This window comes from Halomonas sp. M4R1S46 (assembly GCF_025725685.1).
Taxonomy (GTDB): Bacteria; Pseudomonadota; Gammaproteobacteria; order Pseudomonadales; family Halomonadaceae; genus Halomonas.
Map to the genome: position 1 here is coordinate 1,751,170 of NZ_CP107008.1, position 15,117 is coordinate 1,766,286.

At 63.0% G+C, this 15,117-nt stretch carries 14 protein-coding genes and 2 pseudogenes; 10 read left to right on the top strand and 6 right to left on the bottom strand.

Annotation, left to right across the window (positions count from 1 at the left end):
• Positions 1 to 26 precede the first annotated feature (26 nt).
• On the bottom strand, positions 27 to 1,145 hold the full coding sequence (locus OCT48_RS08330) for a Bug family tripartite tricarboxylate transporter substrate binding protein (RefSeq protein ID WP_263592230.1): 1,119 nt from the start codon (positions 1,143 to 1,145) through the stop codon (positions 27 to 29).
• Positions 1,146 to 1,209: 64 nt separating this feature from the next.
• Complete coding sequence (locus tag OCT48_RS08335; RefSeq protein WP_263592231.1) at positions 1,210 to 2,343, bottom strand: 4-oxalomesaconate tautomerase; 1,134 nt, start codon at positions 2,341 to 2,343, stop codon at positions 1,210 to 1,212.
• A 144-nt stretch (positions 2,344 to 2,487) separates the two neighbouring features.
• Between OCT48_RS08335 and OCT48_RS08340 the strand changes: the two genes are divergently transcribed.
• The 3 genes from OCT48_RS08340 to OCT48_RS08350 all read left to right on the top strand — a co-directional run bounded on the left by OCT48_RS08340 (position 2,488) and on the right by OCT48_RS08350 (position 5,764).
• On the top strand, positions 2,488 to 3,396 hold the full coding sequence (locus OCT48_RS08340) for a LysR family transcriptional regulator (protein WP_263592232.1): 909 nt from the start codon (positions 2,488 to 2,490) through the stop codon (positions 3,394 to 3,396).
• Positions 3,397 to 4,575: 1,179 nt separating this feature from the next.
• A complete protein-coding gene (locus OCT48_RS08345) occupies positions 4,576 to 4,992 on the top strand; it encodes a phasin family protein (protein WP_263592233.1) in 417 nt (138 codons plus the stop codon).
• 313 nt (positions 4,993 to 5,305) lie between these two features.
• On the top strand, positions 5,306 to 5,764 hold the full coding sequence (locus OCT48_RS08350; protein ID WP_263592234.1) for a general glycosylation pathway protein: 459 nt from the start codon (positions 5,306 to 5,308) through the stop codon (positions 5,762 to 5,764).
• Positions 5,765 to 5,905: 141 nt separating this feature from the next.
• Here the strand turns inward: OCT48_RS08350 and OCT48_RS08355 are convergent.
• Positions 5,906 to 6,306 (bottom strand): annotated as a pseudogene (locus tag OCT48_RS08355) (IS5 family transposase); the annotation flags it as partial.
• A 56-nt stretch (positions 6,307 to 6,362) separates the two neighbouring features.
• On the opposite strand from OCT48_RS08355, the pseudogene OCT48_RS08360 reads away from it, so the two are divergent.
• The 6 genes and pseudogenes from OCT48_RS08360 to OCT48_RS08385 all read left to right on the top strand — a co-directional run.
• Positions 6,363 to 6,590, top strand: a pseudogene (locus OCT48_RS08360) (transposase); the annotation flags it as partial.
• Positions 6,591 to 6,839: 249 nt separating this feature from the next.
• On the top strand, positions 6,840 to 7,256 hold the full coding sequence (locus OCT48_RS08365; RefSeq protein ID WP_263592235.1) for a cupin domain-containing protein: 417 nt from the start codon (positions 6,840 to 6,842) through the stop codon (positions 7,254 to 7,256).
• Positions 7,257 to 7,914: 658 nt separating this feature from the next.
• On the top strand, positions 7,915 to 8,298 hold the full coding sequence (locus OCT48_RS08370) for a VOC family protein (RefSeq protein WP_263592236.1): 384 nt from the start codon (positions 7,915 to 7,917) through the stop codon (positions 8,296 to 8,298).
• Between the two features lie 21 nt (positions 8,299 to 8,319).
• Entirely contained in the window at positions 8,320 to 9,339 is a 1,020-nt protein-coding gene (locus OCT48_RS08375) for an IS30 family transposase (RefSeq protein ID WP_412031029.1), read from the top strand.
• Between the two features lie 638 nt (positions 9,340 to 9,977).
• Positions 9,978 to 11,042, top strand: coding sequence for a PQQ-binding-like beta-propeller repeat protein (locus OCT48_RS08380; RefSeq protein ID WP_263592237.1), 1,065 nt, complete (start codon positions 9,978 to 9,980; stop codon positions 11,040 to 11,042).
• A gap of 75 nt (positions 11,043 to 11,117) precedes the next feature.
• Entirely contained in the window at positions 11,118 to 11,663 is a 546-nt protein-coding gene (locus OCT48_RS08385) for a cytochrome P460 family protein (RefSeq protein ID WP_263592238.1), read from the top strand.
• 212 nt (positions 11,664 to 11,875) lie between these two features.
• Here the strand turns inward: OCT48_RS08385 and OCT48_RS08390 are convergent, their stop codons facing one another.
• Positions 11,876 to 12,034 carry a hypothetical protein gene (locus OCT48_RS08390; RefSeq protein WP_263592239.1) on the bottom strand — a complete coding sequence of 53 codons (159 nt, stop codon included), beginning with the start codon at positions 12,032 to 12,034 and terminating at the stop codon, positions 11,876 to 11,878.
• A gap of 364 nt (positions 12,035 to 12,398) precedes the next feature.
• Here OCT48_RS08390 and OCT48_RS08395 point away from each other — a divergent pair, with 364 nt between their 5' ends.
• Positions 12,399 to 13,097 (top strand): TVP38/TMEM64 family protein, encoded by a 699-nt coding sequence (locus tag OCT48_RS08395; RefSeq protein WP_263592240.1) that lies wholly within the window; start codon positions 12,399 to 12,401, stop codon positions 13,095 to 13,097.
• 15 nt (positions 13,098 to 13,112) lie between these two features.
• Here OCT48_RS08395 and thiI read toward each other — a convergent pair whose 3' ends face one another.
• Positions 13,113 to 14,591 carry a tRNA uracil 4-sulfurtransferase ThiI gene (gene thiI, locus OCT48_RS08400; protein WP_263592241.1) on the bottom strand — a complete coding sequence of 493 codons (1,479 nt, stop codon included), beginning with the start codon at positions 14,589 to 14,591 and terminating at the stop codon, positions 13,113 to 13,115.
• A gap of 109 nt (positions 14,592 to 14,700) precedes the next feature.
• On the bottom strand, positions 14,701 to 14,982 hold the full coding sequence (locus OCT48_RS08405; RefSeq protein WP_263592242.1) for a hypothetical protein: 282 nt from the start codon (positions 14,980 to 14,982) through the stop codon (positions 14,701 to 14,703).
• Between the last annotated feature and the right edge of the window lie 135 nt (positions 14,983 to 15,117).

Genomic DNA, 15,117 nt, shown 5'->3' on the forward strand with positions numbered 1-15,117 from the left:
AAGGGGCCGGCACATCCCACTGCGCGTCAGATCTTGGCGCCGTGCTCCGACTGCAGCCAGTCGGCCAGCCAGTCACGAGTGGCGTCATCGATGGACATGGCATCCTCAAGGTGACGTTGGACGGTGTCGCCGATAACCGGCGTGTATGGCCCCAGCTGGGCAGCGGCCTCCTCCTTGAACGCTTGGGTGTCCACGAAGTCGCGAGCCGCCTGACGATAGGTGTCGATCAGGGCCTGCGGGGTGTCCTTCGGCACCATGATCAGCTTCTGCAGGGCATAGCCGGAAGCAAAGAACTTGCGAAACGCCTCGTAGGCGTTGCCCGACGGTGCCTCGCCATGCCGGGCCTGGTAGACCTCGTTGAAGGTAGGCAGATCAGGGAACGCCGGGTCGCGGACGATCTTTCCTTCGTCGTTCAGCACCCCGAGCGTGAACAGCGGCACCGCCTTGCCGGCCTCCACCAGCGGCTCTACGTTGCTCAGATAGGCGGAGGTGGTCTGGAAGTCGATGTCGGCTTCCCCACGTTCGAATGCCAGGCGACCCTCCCCCCGGCTGCGCATGCCGAACACGGCCTGCACGTCGGCGCCCAGCATGTCCAAGGCGATCAAGACCGGCAGCTCGACGCCGGTGGGGTTCTGCGCCGCCAGTTTGACCGGCTGTTGCAGCAGGGCGTCCAGCGCAGTCTCGGCCGTTTCGCCGAGACTGGGTTGGGCATAGACCACCCCACCCGTCGGCGTGGCCAGGATGGGCGTCCAATCTCTGTAGTCGTAGCGGACGCGAGGATCGTCGAGCATGGCCGGATACTGGGTCGAGGCCGAGGTCCCTAACCAGTCGCTACCATCCGACTTGGCACGCACGGCGAACAGATTGGCACCATTGATGGAGCCGCCACCGGGCACGTTATCGATCATGATGGTCGGCTCTCCCGGCAGAGACTCGCTGAGCCAGGGGGAGAAGAAGCGTGCCCAGACATCCGTACCACCGCCGACGCCAAATGGAATGGTCCACTTGATGTTACCGGGTACCTCGACATCTTGAGCCTGGACAGAGGTCGTCAGGCCCAGTCCAGTGATCGCCAGCCCGATCAGCGCGGCTTTCTTGAGCCGACCGAGCGAGTGAGAAGAAATTGCAGTCTTTTGGATCTTCATGGCATTACTCCTGGCGTGTTGTCGTTGTCATGGTGGTTAATGAGGGCCCTGTCGATACGTGGACTCAGCTGGCCTTTGAAGTCAGCGTATCTTGACTGGGCGTGGCTGGAAGCGAGTAGAAGATGGTCCCACTCATGATCTTCCTGGCGGTGCGGATGAGGGAAACACGCGCAATATCGCAGGGATTCCCGTTACGGTGCTCGACATCCAGGTCGATGAATCCAGAGGGGTGTTCCAGCCTTACGTGCGACAGCCGGCCATCGGACGCCAGTTTCTCCGCTCCAATCGCGATTCGGTTTGCCACGGTGTCAGGGACACTGACGGCCGTGGCGACCGCGATGGCACCGGTGACGGCAATGGCCTTATGACAGCGGTGAGGCACGAAGTAGCGGGTACACAGCGTGGCGGTATCGCTAGACGGTGCTGACACCAACACGGGCTTGGGCAAGACGCTCTGGCTGACGTCCCCCAGCCCCATTCGACGCCCGGCCTGGCGACGAATCAGCTCCAGCCGCTTCAGCATGGCGGGATGATCGTCCAGCTCAGAGGGGGATTCCCGGCCGCTCAGACCCAGATCGGCCGCGTTGACCATCATGATGGGGGTGGCGGCATCGAGGCAGGTGACCTCGATGCCATCGATCGTGTCGGTAGCCTGCCCGGTCGGCAAGAGCGCGCCGGTCTTGGTTCCGACGATATCGAGGAAGCTGAGCTGAATGCCGGCGGCACGCCCCGGGACGCCGCTGATGCGCGTATCGCCCTCGTAGCACACCTGGCGCTCAGGGGTCGGCACGCGACATTCGATCAGGCGCTGGGTATTGAGGTTGCGAACGCGGACGATAGTGGTCCCTTCCTGGGGCTCCACCAGGCCCGTCTCGATGGCATACGGCCCCACAGCAGACAGCATGTTGCCGCAGTTCGGATTGAAGTCGACGCGCCGGTTGAGCACATCGACCTGCGCGAACAGGTAGTCGACATCCGCCTCGGGATGGGAGGAGCGCTCCACGATGGCCACCTTGCTGGTCAGCGGATCCCCTCCTCCGATGCCATCGATCTGGAGAGCGTGTCCTGATCCCATTAGCTTAAGCAGGATCTCGGCTTGCGCTTCCTGGCTGTCGGGAAGGTCTCTCATGTGCAGGAAGGGGCCTCGGGAGGTGCCACCGCGCATGATCATGCAGGGAATGCTGTTCATCATCGTCATGCCATATCGCGTTTAAAAGTTGTGATATGAGCATGTCAGGGGGCTTTTGATGCTTCAAATGCAAATAAATATGTCTGTCAATGTCATTATCACATTAATGTGCTATGGTTATTAATCACCACTACTTCATGCAAGAGTCAGGATATGCTACATCGACTAGAATTTCTTGATCTGCAAGCCTTTATTCTGGTCGCAGAGCTGGGCTCGTTCCACGAGGCCGCGCAACGCCTGCATCTCTCTCAGCCGGCGCTATCTCGACGCATTCAGAAGCTTGAGGAGCTTCTAGAGATCGAGCTTCTGGAACGAACCACCCGGCGGACGCGGCTGACCCCTATCGGCACGGACTTCCTTCCCCGCGCAAGACGCATGATCGAGGAGTACGAATCATCGATCCTGGGCATCCGCGAGCTGGCCACGCATCAGAAGGGGACGGTTACCATCGCCTGCATCCCCACCGCGGCCTTCTATTTCCTGCCTAGTGTGATCCGTGGCTTCAGCGAGGCATGGCCGGGGATCCGCATCAGGATCCTCGATGTCAGTGCCAAGGAAGGTCTGGAAAAGGTGATCAGCGGCGAGGCCGACTTCGGTATCAATATGTTCAGCGCCCAGAGTCCTGAAGTCTCCTTCACACCACTATTACGAGATCCCTTTGTCCTGGCACTACGTTCCGACCACCCTCTTGCGGATAAAGGTCGCATCGAGTGGTCGGATCTCGAACAGGTCAGGTTGATCACCGTGAGCCGAGACAGTGGCAACCGGATGCTGCTGGACAATACCCTCTCGGCTGAGGGCATCCGGTTGAATAGTTTCTACGAAGTCCAGCACCTGTCCACCTCCCTTGGCCTTGTCGAATCTGGTCTCGGAGTGGCGATCCTACCCAAAATGACAATGCCTGGTCCCGACCATGACACCCTGTGTTCACGTGAGCTGCCTGAACCACGTATTCAGCGCACCATCGGCCTGGTAAGAAGTAATTCGCACAGTATTTCCAGCACAGCCCAGCTGTTCATCGATATGCTTCTCGAACATTGGGGAGGCTCTATATGCTCCTGAAAGTTGCTGGGTTTGGCTGTGAATACTCATATCCGAAAATATTGGAGCTGAAATGTTGTGATATGACATAACTCGCTATATGTCCGCTTCTGGCCGATTCCTGACTGTCAGGCACCATGAAAAGCATGCGCGGTGCCTCTATTATGCTACGAGTCCAGTGTGTTCGCGACAGCGGAGGAGACGATGGCCTTCCACAATCCGAATCCGAAAATTCGGGCACTGGAGCAGCGCAATGCCCGATTGCGGGCCGAACTGTTTGCCAGGCTGTTTGGTGGTGTGTGGCGTAGACTTCGCAAGGGCGCCCTGCGACTGTCGAGGGGGCGATACCGCCGACGTCGCCATCGGCCTCGGTCCTGACCAACGGCCTGCCCTCAGCAGTGCTCTTGGCGGGAGAAGGGGGACCACAATGGGGCAATGCCATAGCCCTCACATGGCCTCGCGGCTTCGCCTCCAGGCCAACCTCGAGCCCGCACGGCTGACGCCATGCTGCAGTCGTCCGGCCTTTGCCCCTCGCGCCGGCCTCTAGACTCGCCGCGCCCCCTGGCCAGCAAGGAGCCGCCCGGCCACGTCGCTGCTGACGGTGTGCGGGTAGCGCTTCGCGTCACCCTTGCCGCGGGGGCGTTCCTCTCCAGCCCCGGCCGTGATGCGCCCCGGCTTCGCCGGTGGCTACGTGGGTGCGGGTACTCCCCATTGTCTGCGGATGGCCGTTTCTTGTCCTTCCCCCAGACTCCGGTCTGGCCCAGCATGCTGGCGGCTAGGAGATCACGGGCACCCGCGAGGTGTTCCGCAGCACCTCGCCCCTCGGCATCCCGATCTGTTGCCGCAACATTTCACGGTCCTGGCCGACGACTTATGCCACCAGCCCTCCGCCCCAAGCGTGTTGATGAGGGCTGGGAGGTCTGCCATTTCTACCTCGACGACTACCGGAGACGACGTGGCACCGCCCTACGGCCGCCATAAACCGCCTGCTCCGCTACTGGGCGGCGCTGATGCCGCATACCCAGCAGCATCCAGAGGGATCATCGTCACCGTGAGGTAACCCCATTTCTTGGTAGGTGGTAGGCGCGGCGCCCCAAGCTCCGATTTATGTTGCACTGCACAAAATTCCTTGTTATTGTGCACTGCAGCAGAACGGGAATCTCCCGTTCCATGACATTCAGAACCCCGGAGGTTCCCATCATGACCAACGTCTTCGCATTCGATGCCAAGCAGTTTGACACCGCCCAGTTCGAGTCCGTGTTCTTCGCCCCGGCACGCGCCTTCGCTGCCCTGTCCATCGACGTCACCGAGAAGCTGGTCAATGCCCAGCTCGACGCCACCAAGGCCTATGCCGACACCGGCTTGACGCAGCTGCGCAGCCTGGTGGAGGTCAAAGACGCCGCAGGCCTGAAGGGCTACCTGGAAGGCCAGCAGGCCGTCGCCAAGGAACTCACCGAGCGTCTGAAGGACGATGCCGGGAAGGCGGTAGCCCTGCAGCAGGAGTTCGTTCAGGAAAGCCAGAAGCTGACCGAGGGTAGCGTGAAGCAGGCCCAGGAAGGCCTCCAGCAGGCCACCGCGACCAAGGCGGTCAAGGATACCGCTCCCAAGGCCAAGTAAGCCTTGGGCCCGCGGGCCGCGCTGACGCAAGACCCCAGGCCGCCGATTCATGATCGGCGGCCTCTTGGTATGTGAGCAATGGACATGGGGCGATTGCCGGCAGGCCTCCCCGAGTTCGACACTTCCAGCCCGATCTTGGCCTGAAATTGGCACATGAGGACTGACAATTTCAGTGAGTTAGAAACTCTCTGCCAGAATCTCTGTAGTGACGCGTTTCGAGCCGTTTCCTTGCGGCCCAGACCCGTTGTGATCCCTCAGGGAAAGACCCCATTTTTATATATGGTAGGAATTCAATTGGCGGATCGGAGAAAGGATGAATAAGGTGAAAAGTATTTCTGATTTGATGGGGCGTGCTGTTTATGGGCTCATCAGCTTGAGCCTGGGTATTATAAGTCTCACAATGATGGGCGTTGCCTTATGGGATATATGGCTCTCGGTACACGAAAGAACCTTGCTTGTTGCAGCCCTTCTTAATGCCATCGGCTTGATCGTGATTGGAATGGCTGTCTTTGATGTATCCAAATTCCTGCTGGAGGAAGAGGTTTTTAGCAGCAGCGCTACAAAGTCGCCCGCAAAACAGAGAGAGGCTTTGTTAAAGTTCCTCGTCATAATTGCCATTGCCATAAGCCTTGAATCCCTGGTGTTCGTGTTTGACGCTGGGACAAAAGATATTACTACGTTGATCTATCCCACTTTCTTGTTGATTTCAGCTGTTTTGCTGGTGGTCGGTCTTGGTGTGTATCAGAGGTTGACTCGTGATGATGAAAAATAAGTGAATGCAAAAACCGGGTCTTCGTCGTTTCATGCGGGTTTGACCTGATCCAGCAGGCGGCCCACTGGACTGCCAATCAGATAGATCCACATAAAACGTCGAAGAGCCAAAGATCACTGGCACCCACGAGGTGTTCCGCAGCAAGCCGCCCCGGCTACGCCCCAACGCATGGTCTACCGGTTCGTCCGTCCCCCCTTTTTGCCGCCTCCCGAGGCGGCACGGGTGGCGCGAACGGCTGTGGCGTCGACCATCCAGGTGTCCAAGTCCATCAGGCCATCCTCGCGAAGCTTGAGCTGGAGGCGCGCCAGCACGGCGTCGAAGGTGCCATCATCACGCCACTGGCGGAATCGGGCATACACCGTACTCCAAGGGCCATAGCGCTCGGGTAAGTCGCGCCATTTGGCCCCTGAGCACAAGACCCAAAAGATGCCGTTCAACACCTGGCGATCATCTCGCCTTGGTCGGCCCATCGACTGGTGTGGCGAGACGATGTCCTTGATCAGCGACCAGCTGTGGTCGGATAGCTCGTAGCGTCCTGCCATATCTCACCTATGCTGCTGTGGCATAGGGGAAATTAGCAAAATCTGCTTATCGTACAAGGTCTAAAGACAGCCCCATGAGAACGCAGTTGCTGTTGTTCGAGAAGATAAAGGCCAGCATCCGCGCCAAGGTCGAGAACTCGTTTCATGTCTTCAAGAACCTCTTAGGCTACCAGAGGGTTCGATACAAGGTACTGGCTAAGAACCAGGCTCAGTTGTTCACTCTCGGAAATCTGGTATTGGCCACACGATGCCAAGGACGAGTAGACGGGGCTCGTGTGTCTTGAATCCGGCTTGACAGCCGGACAACCCGGCTGCCAGGTAAAACAGACCACCTGGCGTGGTCATAAAATAGCTGCTGACGCGGTGAGTGTGCCGCGCTGACCGCGTCAGCCGTTCAGAGACAAATTGATCAGCGGTTCCCTAAGGGGGGATCCTGGACGGCTTGACTATAGTTGTAGCTGAGGGCGCCGCGCGTCTCAGCTGCGGCGATATTGCTGGATCATTCACTGCCCTGAGGGGATAGGAGGACTACGATGAAACTGCTGACGTGGGCGGCTGGTGCCGCCTTGGTGATCGCATCATCATGGGGAGTGGCTCAAGACCTGACGGAAATCGATAAACCCGCTTCGGAGTTGGAAGAGGTGTTGGCACAAGAAATCGAGCTGCCCCCTGGCGCTCAATCTGTGCGAGTGGTCCGGGTGACGATGGATCCGCACACCGCCGCTGCGTGGCACACCCATCCCAGCCCTGTCTATGTATATGTCGTCGAAGGAGAGGTGACGCTTGAGGTGGAGGGCGAGACCAAGACGATCAAAGCGGGAGAAGCGGTAGCCGAACCACTGGATGCCCGGATGCGGGCGCTGAACACAACCGACCAGCCGGCCCATGCGGTGGTGTTCCAGGTCAGCCCGAAGGAGAAGGCGTTCCTGGAGGAGGACGCGCAAAACTAGAGGTTAGGATATTGCCGATGATAAATGCTTGAAAGGAGCGCCTACGGGCGCTCCTGCATGAGAGGATGGTGCTGCCCGAGGTCCTCACTCGAACGAAGTGATCCCGATGCGATGGATGCTGACATCGCCGGTGTTGAAGCCCACTTCCTGGCTCAGGCGCAGCCCGCTTAGCGCGGCGATGACGCCTAGGTTCTCCCATCCACGCGTCTCCTTCCCCACGCCTTGACCAACGAAGCATTTCGTTGATGCACCTCAAGACCACCATTCGCAAATGGAGAAAAGTTTGATTAGGCTGTGGTGTGAAAGTATGTATCTACCTGATGCCTTCATGTCTCGAAATGGCGACGCTTCAGGCCTCCGCAAAAGGGAAGGCGCCAGCTCGCGTCGGGATTTACTTGGCGGTAGCGTGCCTGCTCCCATGGACGGAGTGAAAACGATTGGAGCATCTAGGGTCGGTCAAAAACTGATCATAAATGACATTCTCTCGCTTATTCTGAGGCCGTTGCATGGCAAAACCCACCCCAGATTTCGCGCACGAAAGCCATCTTCAGGGCGGCTCGGGAGTTTCACCCAGCTTGGGAAGAAAGCGGCCCCTATGGACTATCTTCATGGTTCTCCATTAATCGAATGAATGCCTCAGACTAAAGAGCCCCGCCCAATGAGCCTGGGAAAAACAACCCCGATTCTTCGAATCTTCGATGAAGCCAAGGCCAGGGAGTTCTACGTGGACTTCCTCGGCTTCGCTGTCGATTGGGAACATCGTTTCCAGGACGACTTGCCGCTCTACCTGCAGGTTTCCAGGGACGATTGCGTGCTTCACCTGTCGGAGCACCATGGCGATGCCTCTCCCGGTACGACTCTGCGGATCGAGGCCCGCGAGATCGAGGCGTTCCATCGAGAGCTGCTGGGCGCTGGCTACCGATACGCCAGGCCGGCACTGGAGGCGATGCCCTGGGGGAGCAGGGAGATGTCGATCGCCGATCCGTTCGGCAACCGGTTGATCTTTACGAGGGCGGTCTCAATGAGCAAGTGCAACACGTGACCCATCAGGTACGGTGCTGCCATGACTCACTGCTATCGCCACCTCTCTGCTGAAGACCGAGCCGCCATCATGATGATGCGAGCCACGCACTCGATCCGGGCCATCGCCACTCATCTGGGCCGGGCACCAAGTACCGTGTCGCGGGAGCTCGCTCGCCACACGGTTGCCCCCGTCAAGGGCTACGATGCCAGCCTGGCGGGCTACCGGGCCCGCTTGACGCGTCATCGGCCTCGTCGTCGCACCAAGCTGCATCCCGATGGAGAGCTCTTCGAGGTAGTGGTCTACCTGCTGCGCAAGTACTGGTCACCGGAACAGATAGCCCGCACACTGAAGCGCATGTCTCCCAATGATTCACGTCGCCAGGTCTCGCATGAGGCCATCTACAACGCGCTCTATGTGATGCCCCGCGGCAGCCTCAAGAAGGAGCTCATCGCCTGCCTGCGGCAGGGCAACGGCAAGCGTCGGCCACGCAGTCGTGGCAAGGATCGACGCCAGCAGATTCCCGAGTTGGTCAGCATCCACATGCGGCCGCCGGAGATCGAAGACCGCCTGATGCCTGGCCACTGGGAGGGCGATCTCATCATTGGCGCCAACAATCGCTCGGCTGTCGGTACGCTGGTGGAACGCACCACGCGCTTGGTGATCCTGGCGAAAGTGGATGGCACCACAGCCACGGCGGCAGCCGTCGGCTTCAGCGACAAGCTCAATGAGGTGCCGCGAGCCCTGCGTTTGTCCATGACCTACGACCAGGGCAGAGAGATGATGAAGCATGCCGAGATCACTCAGAAGACCGGTACGGCGATCTACTTCGCTGATCCGCATAGCCCATGGCAGCGGGGCTCCAATGAGAACACCAACGGGCTGTTGCGGCAGTACCTGCCGAAGGGCACGGATCTGTCGGTCTACAGCCAGGAAGAGCTCGATGAGATCGCTGATTCACTGAACACCCGGCCGCGCAAGACACTGGACTGGCGAACGCCGCTGGAAGTTTACGCCGAGGTGCTCAAGAAATCCGTCGGTGGACCGAGCACCCTTCAATAGCGTTGCGCTTGGAACTTGAGACCGCCGAGTACCATCGACGATTGATACGGGCGCCGGGCGTTCGGTCGTCGTTTACGCTGGTCTGCAGGGGGCAGTACGGCGTCTGCCGCATGATGGGGCGGAACGAGACGTGGTCCTGCAGCACCATGCCGAGGCAAGGCGGGGGCGGGAAGCCTTGGTGAGGTGCGTTGAAGCAATCGATAGGGAGGGAAGCGACAAGGCCTGCTCTTGTTGTTGTTATTCAAGGCCTTGATTCAAGAGCGTTTTGTACTTGTTGGTGCCTGTTTCGCATTATTTTTTGCAGGATCGACTGCCTTGGCAGTGACGATTCTGAACGTGAGCTGGCGTGCTCCACCTGGTCCCCTTCGAGGGACCTTTTTTATGCGTGCTTCAGTGGCCGGCATCATGGCCGTTACGGTCACCGGCGACAACACGACCTTGGTGGTAGACCCAGTGGCACCGCGCCCGTGGTGCCACCGGCAGCGCCCGGAAGACGAACTGGTCGAGGCGCTGTAAGGAACGGCGGACCGCCGCGTCCCATCAGGAGGGAGACGGCGGCGGTCCATGCTGGCTCCTGCTGCATAGCAACGGCATTGGCTTGCCGGGCCGGGCCGGGCACCGGGTGAGGGAGAGGACGAATGGACAGGCGCATGGTGATGTTGCTGCTGATGGCGTGCCTGGTGCTGCCGGGGGTTTCGGCGGCCGGCGCTCCGGCGGCCGAGGCTCCGGCGGCCGGCCCCCCGGTAGCCGGACCTGTCTATCCCGGCAATCCGCTGGTCACCGAGCGGGCGCTCTTCGCCTCCGACGAAGGCGTGGTGCGTCTCGATCGCGGGAGCGGCGAGCGGGTATGGCGGGCGCTGGCCGGCGAGCAGACCTTCGCGCCGGTGATGGTGGCGGGCAACCTGCTGGTCGGCACCGGCTCGGGCCTGGTGGCGCTGGACCCTCGCAGCGGCGAGGTGCGCTGGCGCCGCTTTCGCGAGGCGACCCTCTATTCGCCCAGCGTGACGGGGGAACTGGCCTTCGTGGCCGGGCGGGACGGCACTCTGCGGGCCATCGACGCGGCATCGGGCGAGGTGCGCTGGACGCGCCGCTTCGAGGGGTGGGTCTATCCGCCGGCGCTCGCGGCCGGGGTGCTGGTGACCGGCGGCCAGGGCGCGAGGCTCACGGCGCTGGAACCGGCCACGGGGCGCCGCCTCTGGCAGCGCCCCGTCGGGCAGGAACTGGTCTACCGGCCGGTGGCGGGCCGGGAACTGGTGTTCGTCACCACCTTCGCCGGCGAGGGATTGGCTCTCGAACCGTCGAGCGGCGACATCCGCTGGCGGTATCGTGACCGGGTCGCCAGCGGCAGTCCCGCGGTGGATGATCGACGCCTCTATCTGGCGCGCCTGGATGGTGTGCTGCGGGTACTCGATCAGGCCACCGGGGCGCCGTTGGCTCGGCGGGACCTGGGGGCGAGCGTGTCGCTGCCCCTGCGCGTCGCGGCGGGGCGGGTCGTGGTGGCCGATGCGGCCTCGCGGGTCACGGTCCTCGGTGCGGATGACCTGTCCCTCGTCTGGCAGACGACCCTGGATGATGCCCTGCGGGCCACTCCTCACCTGGCGCGCGATCGGCTGATGCTGGTGACGGGACCGGACTATCGCTACCGGTGCCTGCGCCTGGCCTCGCCCCCGTCCCATGACGATGCGAGGCGGGATGGGCTGTAAGGCCGGCCGAATCTCGACGACCAACGTCCTGCAGGCCATCGAACCTACCTCATGACAGAGGCATGGAGGTCAACCATGAAGACCATCAGACTACTGGGTACCCTCGGGGTCGGACTGCTGATCGGCGGCCAGGCCGCCCTGGCCCAGCAGGCGCCGTTCGGCGGTGACGAGGATGTCGCCTATGCCGAGGCGCTATGGAGCGCCCTGCAGGAGGCGAACCTGGTCGGCGAGGGGCGCACCATGTCCGCGCCCTATACCGGCCAGCATCCGCACGGTGCCATCCTCGGTACCATCGACGGCGAGGTGACGGTGGACGGGACCACCGGGCCGGTGATCGTCAAGCGCAACTACGGCGGCGAGGGAGCCTCGAAGGAGACGGTATGGAACGCTCCCGACGACTACCTGGGCGCGGTGACGGTGATGTTCAAGCGGGAAGGCTACGACCCCGACAACAGCGACTGGTTCTGGGTCAAGTACCTGCCGAGCGGCGAACTGGATAGCAATCCCGCCGGGGTGCCGCTGGCCGGGCGCGTCGCCAAGGGCATGGATCAGGGCTGCATCGCCTGCCATGCCGGGGCCCCGGGCGGCGACATGGTGTTTGGGCATGATCGCATCCAGTAACCGGTAAGCCGATCAAGGAGCGGCGCCTAGCTCGAGGCTAGCGCCGCTTCTTCTCGAGGCCGGCCAGGGCCTGCTTGAGCGCCGTCGTGACGGCCTTCTGCCGCGCGTCCGTCGCCGTGCCGCGGGCGTGCGGATGCGGCGCAGTTCGCCGGGCAGGCCGTGCAGCTCGCGCCAGTCGTCGGTCACCTCCACCCAGCCACCCTCGTGAAAGCTCAGCACCTCGTCGCGGCCGGCCAGCCGGGGATGTCGGCGGCGTCGGTGGCGCAGCCGATATCGCCCACGTCGGGCAGCCCCTTCACCTGCCAGACGGTCTGCAGGCGCCCCGTGGTGTCGACGCCCACCGCTGGCTCGATCAGGTCGGGCGCGTTCACGGCGGTTATGCCGACGACTTCCTGGCGTACGCCATGGCAGGCGGCCCCCGGGGAGCAAGACACACGACAGCCATGCGGTACCCATGCTGGAGGCTCCGGCTTTATCGGGTTGCCGTGGACGGGTGTGCCGCATGCCGTTCCACGGCACGAGGACTGTCGTCCTCGCCGGGGGCGCTCTTGAATTTCCTGCCGCTGCGCGGTCGAGCGCAGGACTAGACTGGGAGTGGGCCCTGGCATGTCCCTGTCGTTGGTAGCGGTCGACCCGGCCAACCCGGTGGGGAGGGGGGCCTGGCATCGGGCATCCGCAATCCTGTGAGGTCGAAGGCCTGCCTCGTCCACGGGGGGCTGAAGCTTGGGAGCCGAGATGAAGGTCGATCCGCGGCACGGACGTCAGGCGCTGCTGGGGGGGCTGGCGCTGCTGGGGTTGGTGGCACTGGGGCTCTGGGTCTACCAGTCCGGGTGGATCGACGCCGACCGCCTGGAGCGCCTGGGCCTGAGTCTGGGGCCCTGGGGACCGCCGGTGCTGGCGGGCGTGATGGCGCTCACGGTGGTAGTGGGGCCGATTCCCACCATGGTGGTCAGCGTGGCGGCCGGGATGCTCTATGACCCGCTGCTGGCGTTCCTGCTGAGCATGGCCGGTGCCCTGCTGGGGGCCACCCTGAGCTTCTGGATCGCCCGGCTGGTGGGGCGGGCGGTGATCGAGCGGCTGTTCCATGGCCGGGTGGCGCTGTTCCCCGAGTGTCCGCAGCGCCTCCTCTTCGGCATGGTGCTGCTGGCGCGGTTGATTCCCGTCGTCTCCTTCGCCCTGATCAGCTACGCGGCGGGACTCACTGCACTCACCACCGGCCGCTTCCTGGTGGCGACGGCACTGGGCATGGCCCCCATGACCCTGATCTATGTGCTGGCGGGGAAGGGGATTGCCCTCGACAGCGGCTGGGCGATAGCGGTCGGGCTGGTGGTCGTGGGCGTGCTGATCGCCCTGCCACGGCTGGTCGATGCCGGCTGGATCCCCGTGCCCAGGCGTTGGCAGGCGTTCGTCGATCACTTCCGGCACCCTCCCTAGGGCGCCCGCCCGCGGTCAGCGCGATTCTGGGCGATAGACCCCGAAGTGTTCCAGGCCGCGGTCGGCCAGGTGGAGCGCCTGCATGCGGCTCATCACGCCCTGGTCACAGAACAGCAAGTATTGCCGGTCCCGGGGCAGGGTCGGGGCGCGGTCCTGCAGTTCGTAGAAGGGAATCTCCAGCAGCGGTACCTCGTTGACCTCCAGCGGTGCGGCCTCCTGCTGCGCCGGCGCGCGGATGTCGATCACGCAGGGGGCGTGCATCGCCGAAAGCGCCTGCGGTGAGTCCACCGTCAGCACCTCGCCGAGTGCCCTGGCGGGCTCTCCGAGCCGATCGCTGCGGGTGGTGACGGCGGCCTCCAGGGCGGCATCCAGCACCGAGAAGTCGAAGTCGGCCTCGGCGGCTTCGAGCCGCTGGGCGTCGGTCCTGATATGCGGTCGCCGCGAGATCACGCCGCAATATTCCGGCATGGTCTCGGCGAAGCGGGCCGTATCGAGGTCCCGTGCCTGGTCGATGATGGCCTGCTTGTCCTCGGTGAGCAGCGGGCGGAGGACGGGGACCGGGCTGGCGGCATCGATCTGGCCGAGGTTGGTGAGCGTCTGGCTCGACACCTGGGCGATGGCGTCACCCGTGACCAGCGCCGGGATCCTCGCCCGCTGGGCGACCCGGCCGGCGGCACGGACCATCATGCGTTTCAGGACGACCCCCATCAGCCCGTCGGGCACGCTGCGCAGGATTTCCCCGACCACGCCCTCGAAGGGCACCGAGAGGAAGCGGACCCGGTGCGAGGCCCCGTAACGGGCCCAGAGGTGGTGGGTGACCTCCCGGACGCCGGCTTCATGGGCCGGGCCGCCCAGGTTGAAGAAGATGAAGTGCGTCTTCACGCCCCGGCGCATCATGCGCCACGCGGCCACCGGGGAGTCGAAGCCCCCCGATATCAGCGCCAGGGCCTGGCCCTGCACGCCCAGCGGATAGCCGCCGATGCCCGGCCAGCGGGCGCGGATGACCTGGACGCGATCATTGGTGAGCTCCACCGGCACCACCACCTCCGGATGGCCCAGATCGACCCTGGCGGAGGGTGCCGCGTGGAGCAAGGCGCTGCCGAGGTGGCGCTCGATATCCTCCGAGGTGACGTCATGACGCCCTCGGCGCTTGGCCTTGACGCGAAAGCGGCGGCCCTCGATGAGCGGGCGCCAGAGGGGGACGAGGCGCGCGGCGATATCGTCCAGGGAGACGAAGGGCACATCCTCCGCCGCCAGGATCTCCTGGATGCCGGGAATGCGGGCCAGGTCGTCCTCGATGGTCGCGGTGAGCTCACGGCTCAGCCCGGCGGGCAGTCGCACGCGAATCGAGTCCCATTGGTCGCGAACCCGGATGCGCTCGTCATGTCGGCGCAGGATCGTGCGGATATTGCCGGTCAGGCAGCGGGTCATCTGCCGCCGGGCCGAGCGGGACTTGATGGTGATCTCGGGGTGCAGCTTGATCAGGTAGGACATGCGGCGACGCGTTGCAAAAGTGTCGGGCCATTCTATCAGGCGTCGCCGCGAGGCGCAGGGGCGTGGCGGCCGGCGGCACCGCTGTTGCCGCCACGCGAACCCGTCGCGGTCAGTAGAGGGCCTGCTCCTCGCGGACGACTTCCTTGAGCAGCTCCAGGAAGAGGCGGTCGGCCTCGGAGTGCTCGGCGGGATCCTCCGGGATGTGCACGCTGGTGGTGTCCGAGATCTCGTTGGCGATGCGGGCCATGACATCGGCCTGGTCGCCGTCGCCGAGGCGCCGCCGGGCGATCACCAGGGACTGTTCGAGGATCTTGGGGTCCTGGAGCAGCTTCTTGATGAAGCTGCGTAGCTCGTTGATCACACGGGTCTTCTGGATTTCCGATGAGGACATGGCGTTCTCCTTGTGCGGGCCGGTGCTGTCTTGCCGAGACGATACCATGTTTGGCCCCGGGCGCGAGAGGCCGGGGCCATGCCGTGTAAGACATCGCTTACAGGGCTCGTGGTCGATCACTTGCAGCGGCTCCCT

What these genes read in the sequence shown, in the direction of transcription:
- thiI (WP_263592241.1), bottom strand. Translation starts at nt 14,591, where the DNA reads ATGTCCTACCTGATCAAGCTGCACCCCGAGATCACCATCAAGTCCCGC.
- OCT48_RS08335 (WP_263592231.1), bottom strand. Translation starts at nt 2,343, where the DNA reads ATGACGATGATGAACAGCATTCCCTGCATGATCATGCGCGGTGGCACC.
- OCT48_RS08345 (WP_263592233.1), top strand. Translation starts at nt 4,576, where the DNA reads ATGACCAACGTCTTCGCATTCGATGCCAAGCAGTTTGACACCGCCCAG.
- OCT48_RS08365 (WP_263592235.1), top strand. Translation starts at nt 6,840, where the DNA reads ATGAAACTGCTGACGTGGGCGGCTGGTGCCGCCTTGGTGATCGCATCA.
- OCT48_RS08380 (WP_263592237.1), top strand. Translation starts at nt 9,978, where the DNA reads ATGGACAGGCGCATGGTGATGTTGCTGCTGATGGCGTGCCTGGTGCTG.
- OCT48_RS08370 (WP_263592236.1), top strand. Translation starts at nt 7,915, where the DNA reads ATGAGCCTGGGAAAAACAACCCCGATTCTTCGAATCTTCGATGAAGCC.
- OCT48_RS08350 (WP_263592234.1), top strand. Translation starts at nt 5,306, where the DNA reads ATGAATAAGGTGAAAAGTATTTCTGATTTGATGGGGCGTGCTGTTTAT.
- OCT48_RS08340 (WP_263592232.1), top strand. Translation starts at nt 2,488, where the DNA reads ATGCTACATCGACTAGAATTTCTTGATCTGCAAGCCTTTATTCTGGTC.
- OCT48_RS08395 (WP_263592240.1), top strand. Translation starts at nt 12,399, where the DNA reads ATGAAGGTCGATCCGCGGCACGGACGTCAGGCGCTGCTGGGGGGGCTG.
- OCT48_RS08375 (WP_412031029.1), top strand. Translation starts at nt 8,320, where the DNA reads ATGACTCACTGCTATCGCCACCTCTCTGCTGAAGACCGAGCCGCCATC.
- OCT48_RS08405 (WP_263592242.1), bottom strand. Translation starts at nt 14,982, where the DNA reads ATGTCCTCATCGGAAATCCAGAAGACCCGTGTGATCAACGAGCTACGC.
- OCT48_RS08385 (WP_263592238.1), top strand. Translation starts at nt 11,118, where the DNA reads ATGAAGACCATCAGACTACTGGGTACCCTCGGGGTCGGACTGCTGATC.
- OCT48_RS08330 (WP_263592230.1), bottom strand. Translation starts at nt 1,145, where the DNA reads ATGAAGATCCAAAAGACTGCAATTTCTTCTCACTCGCTCGGTCGGCTC.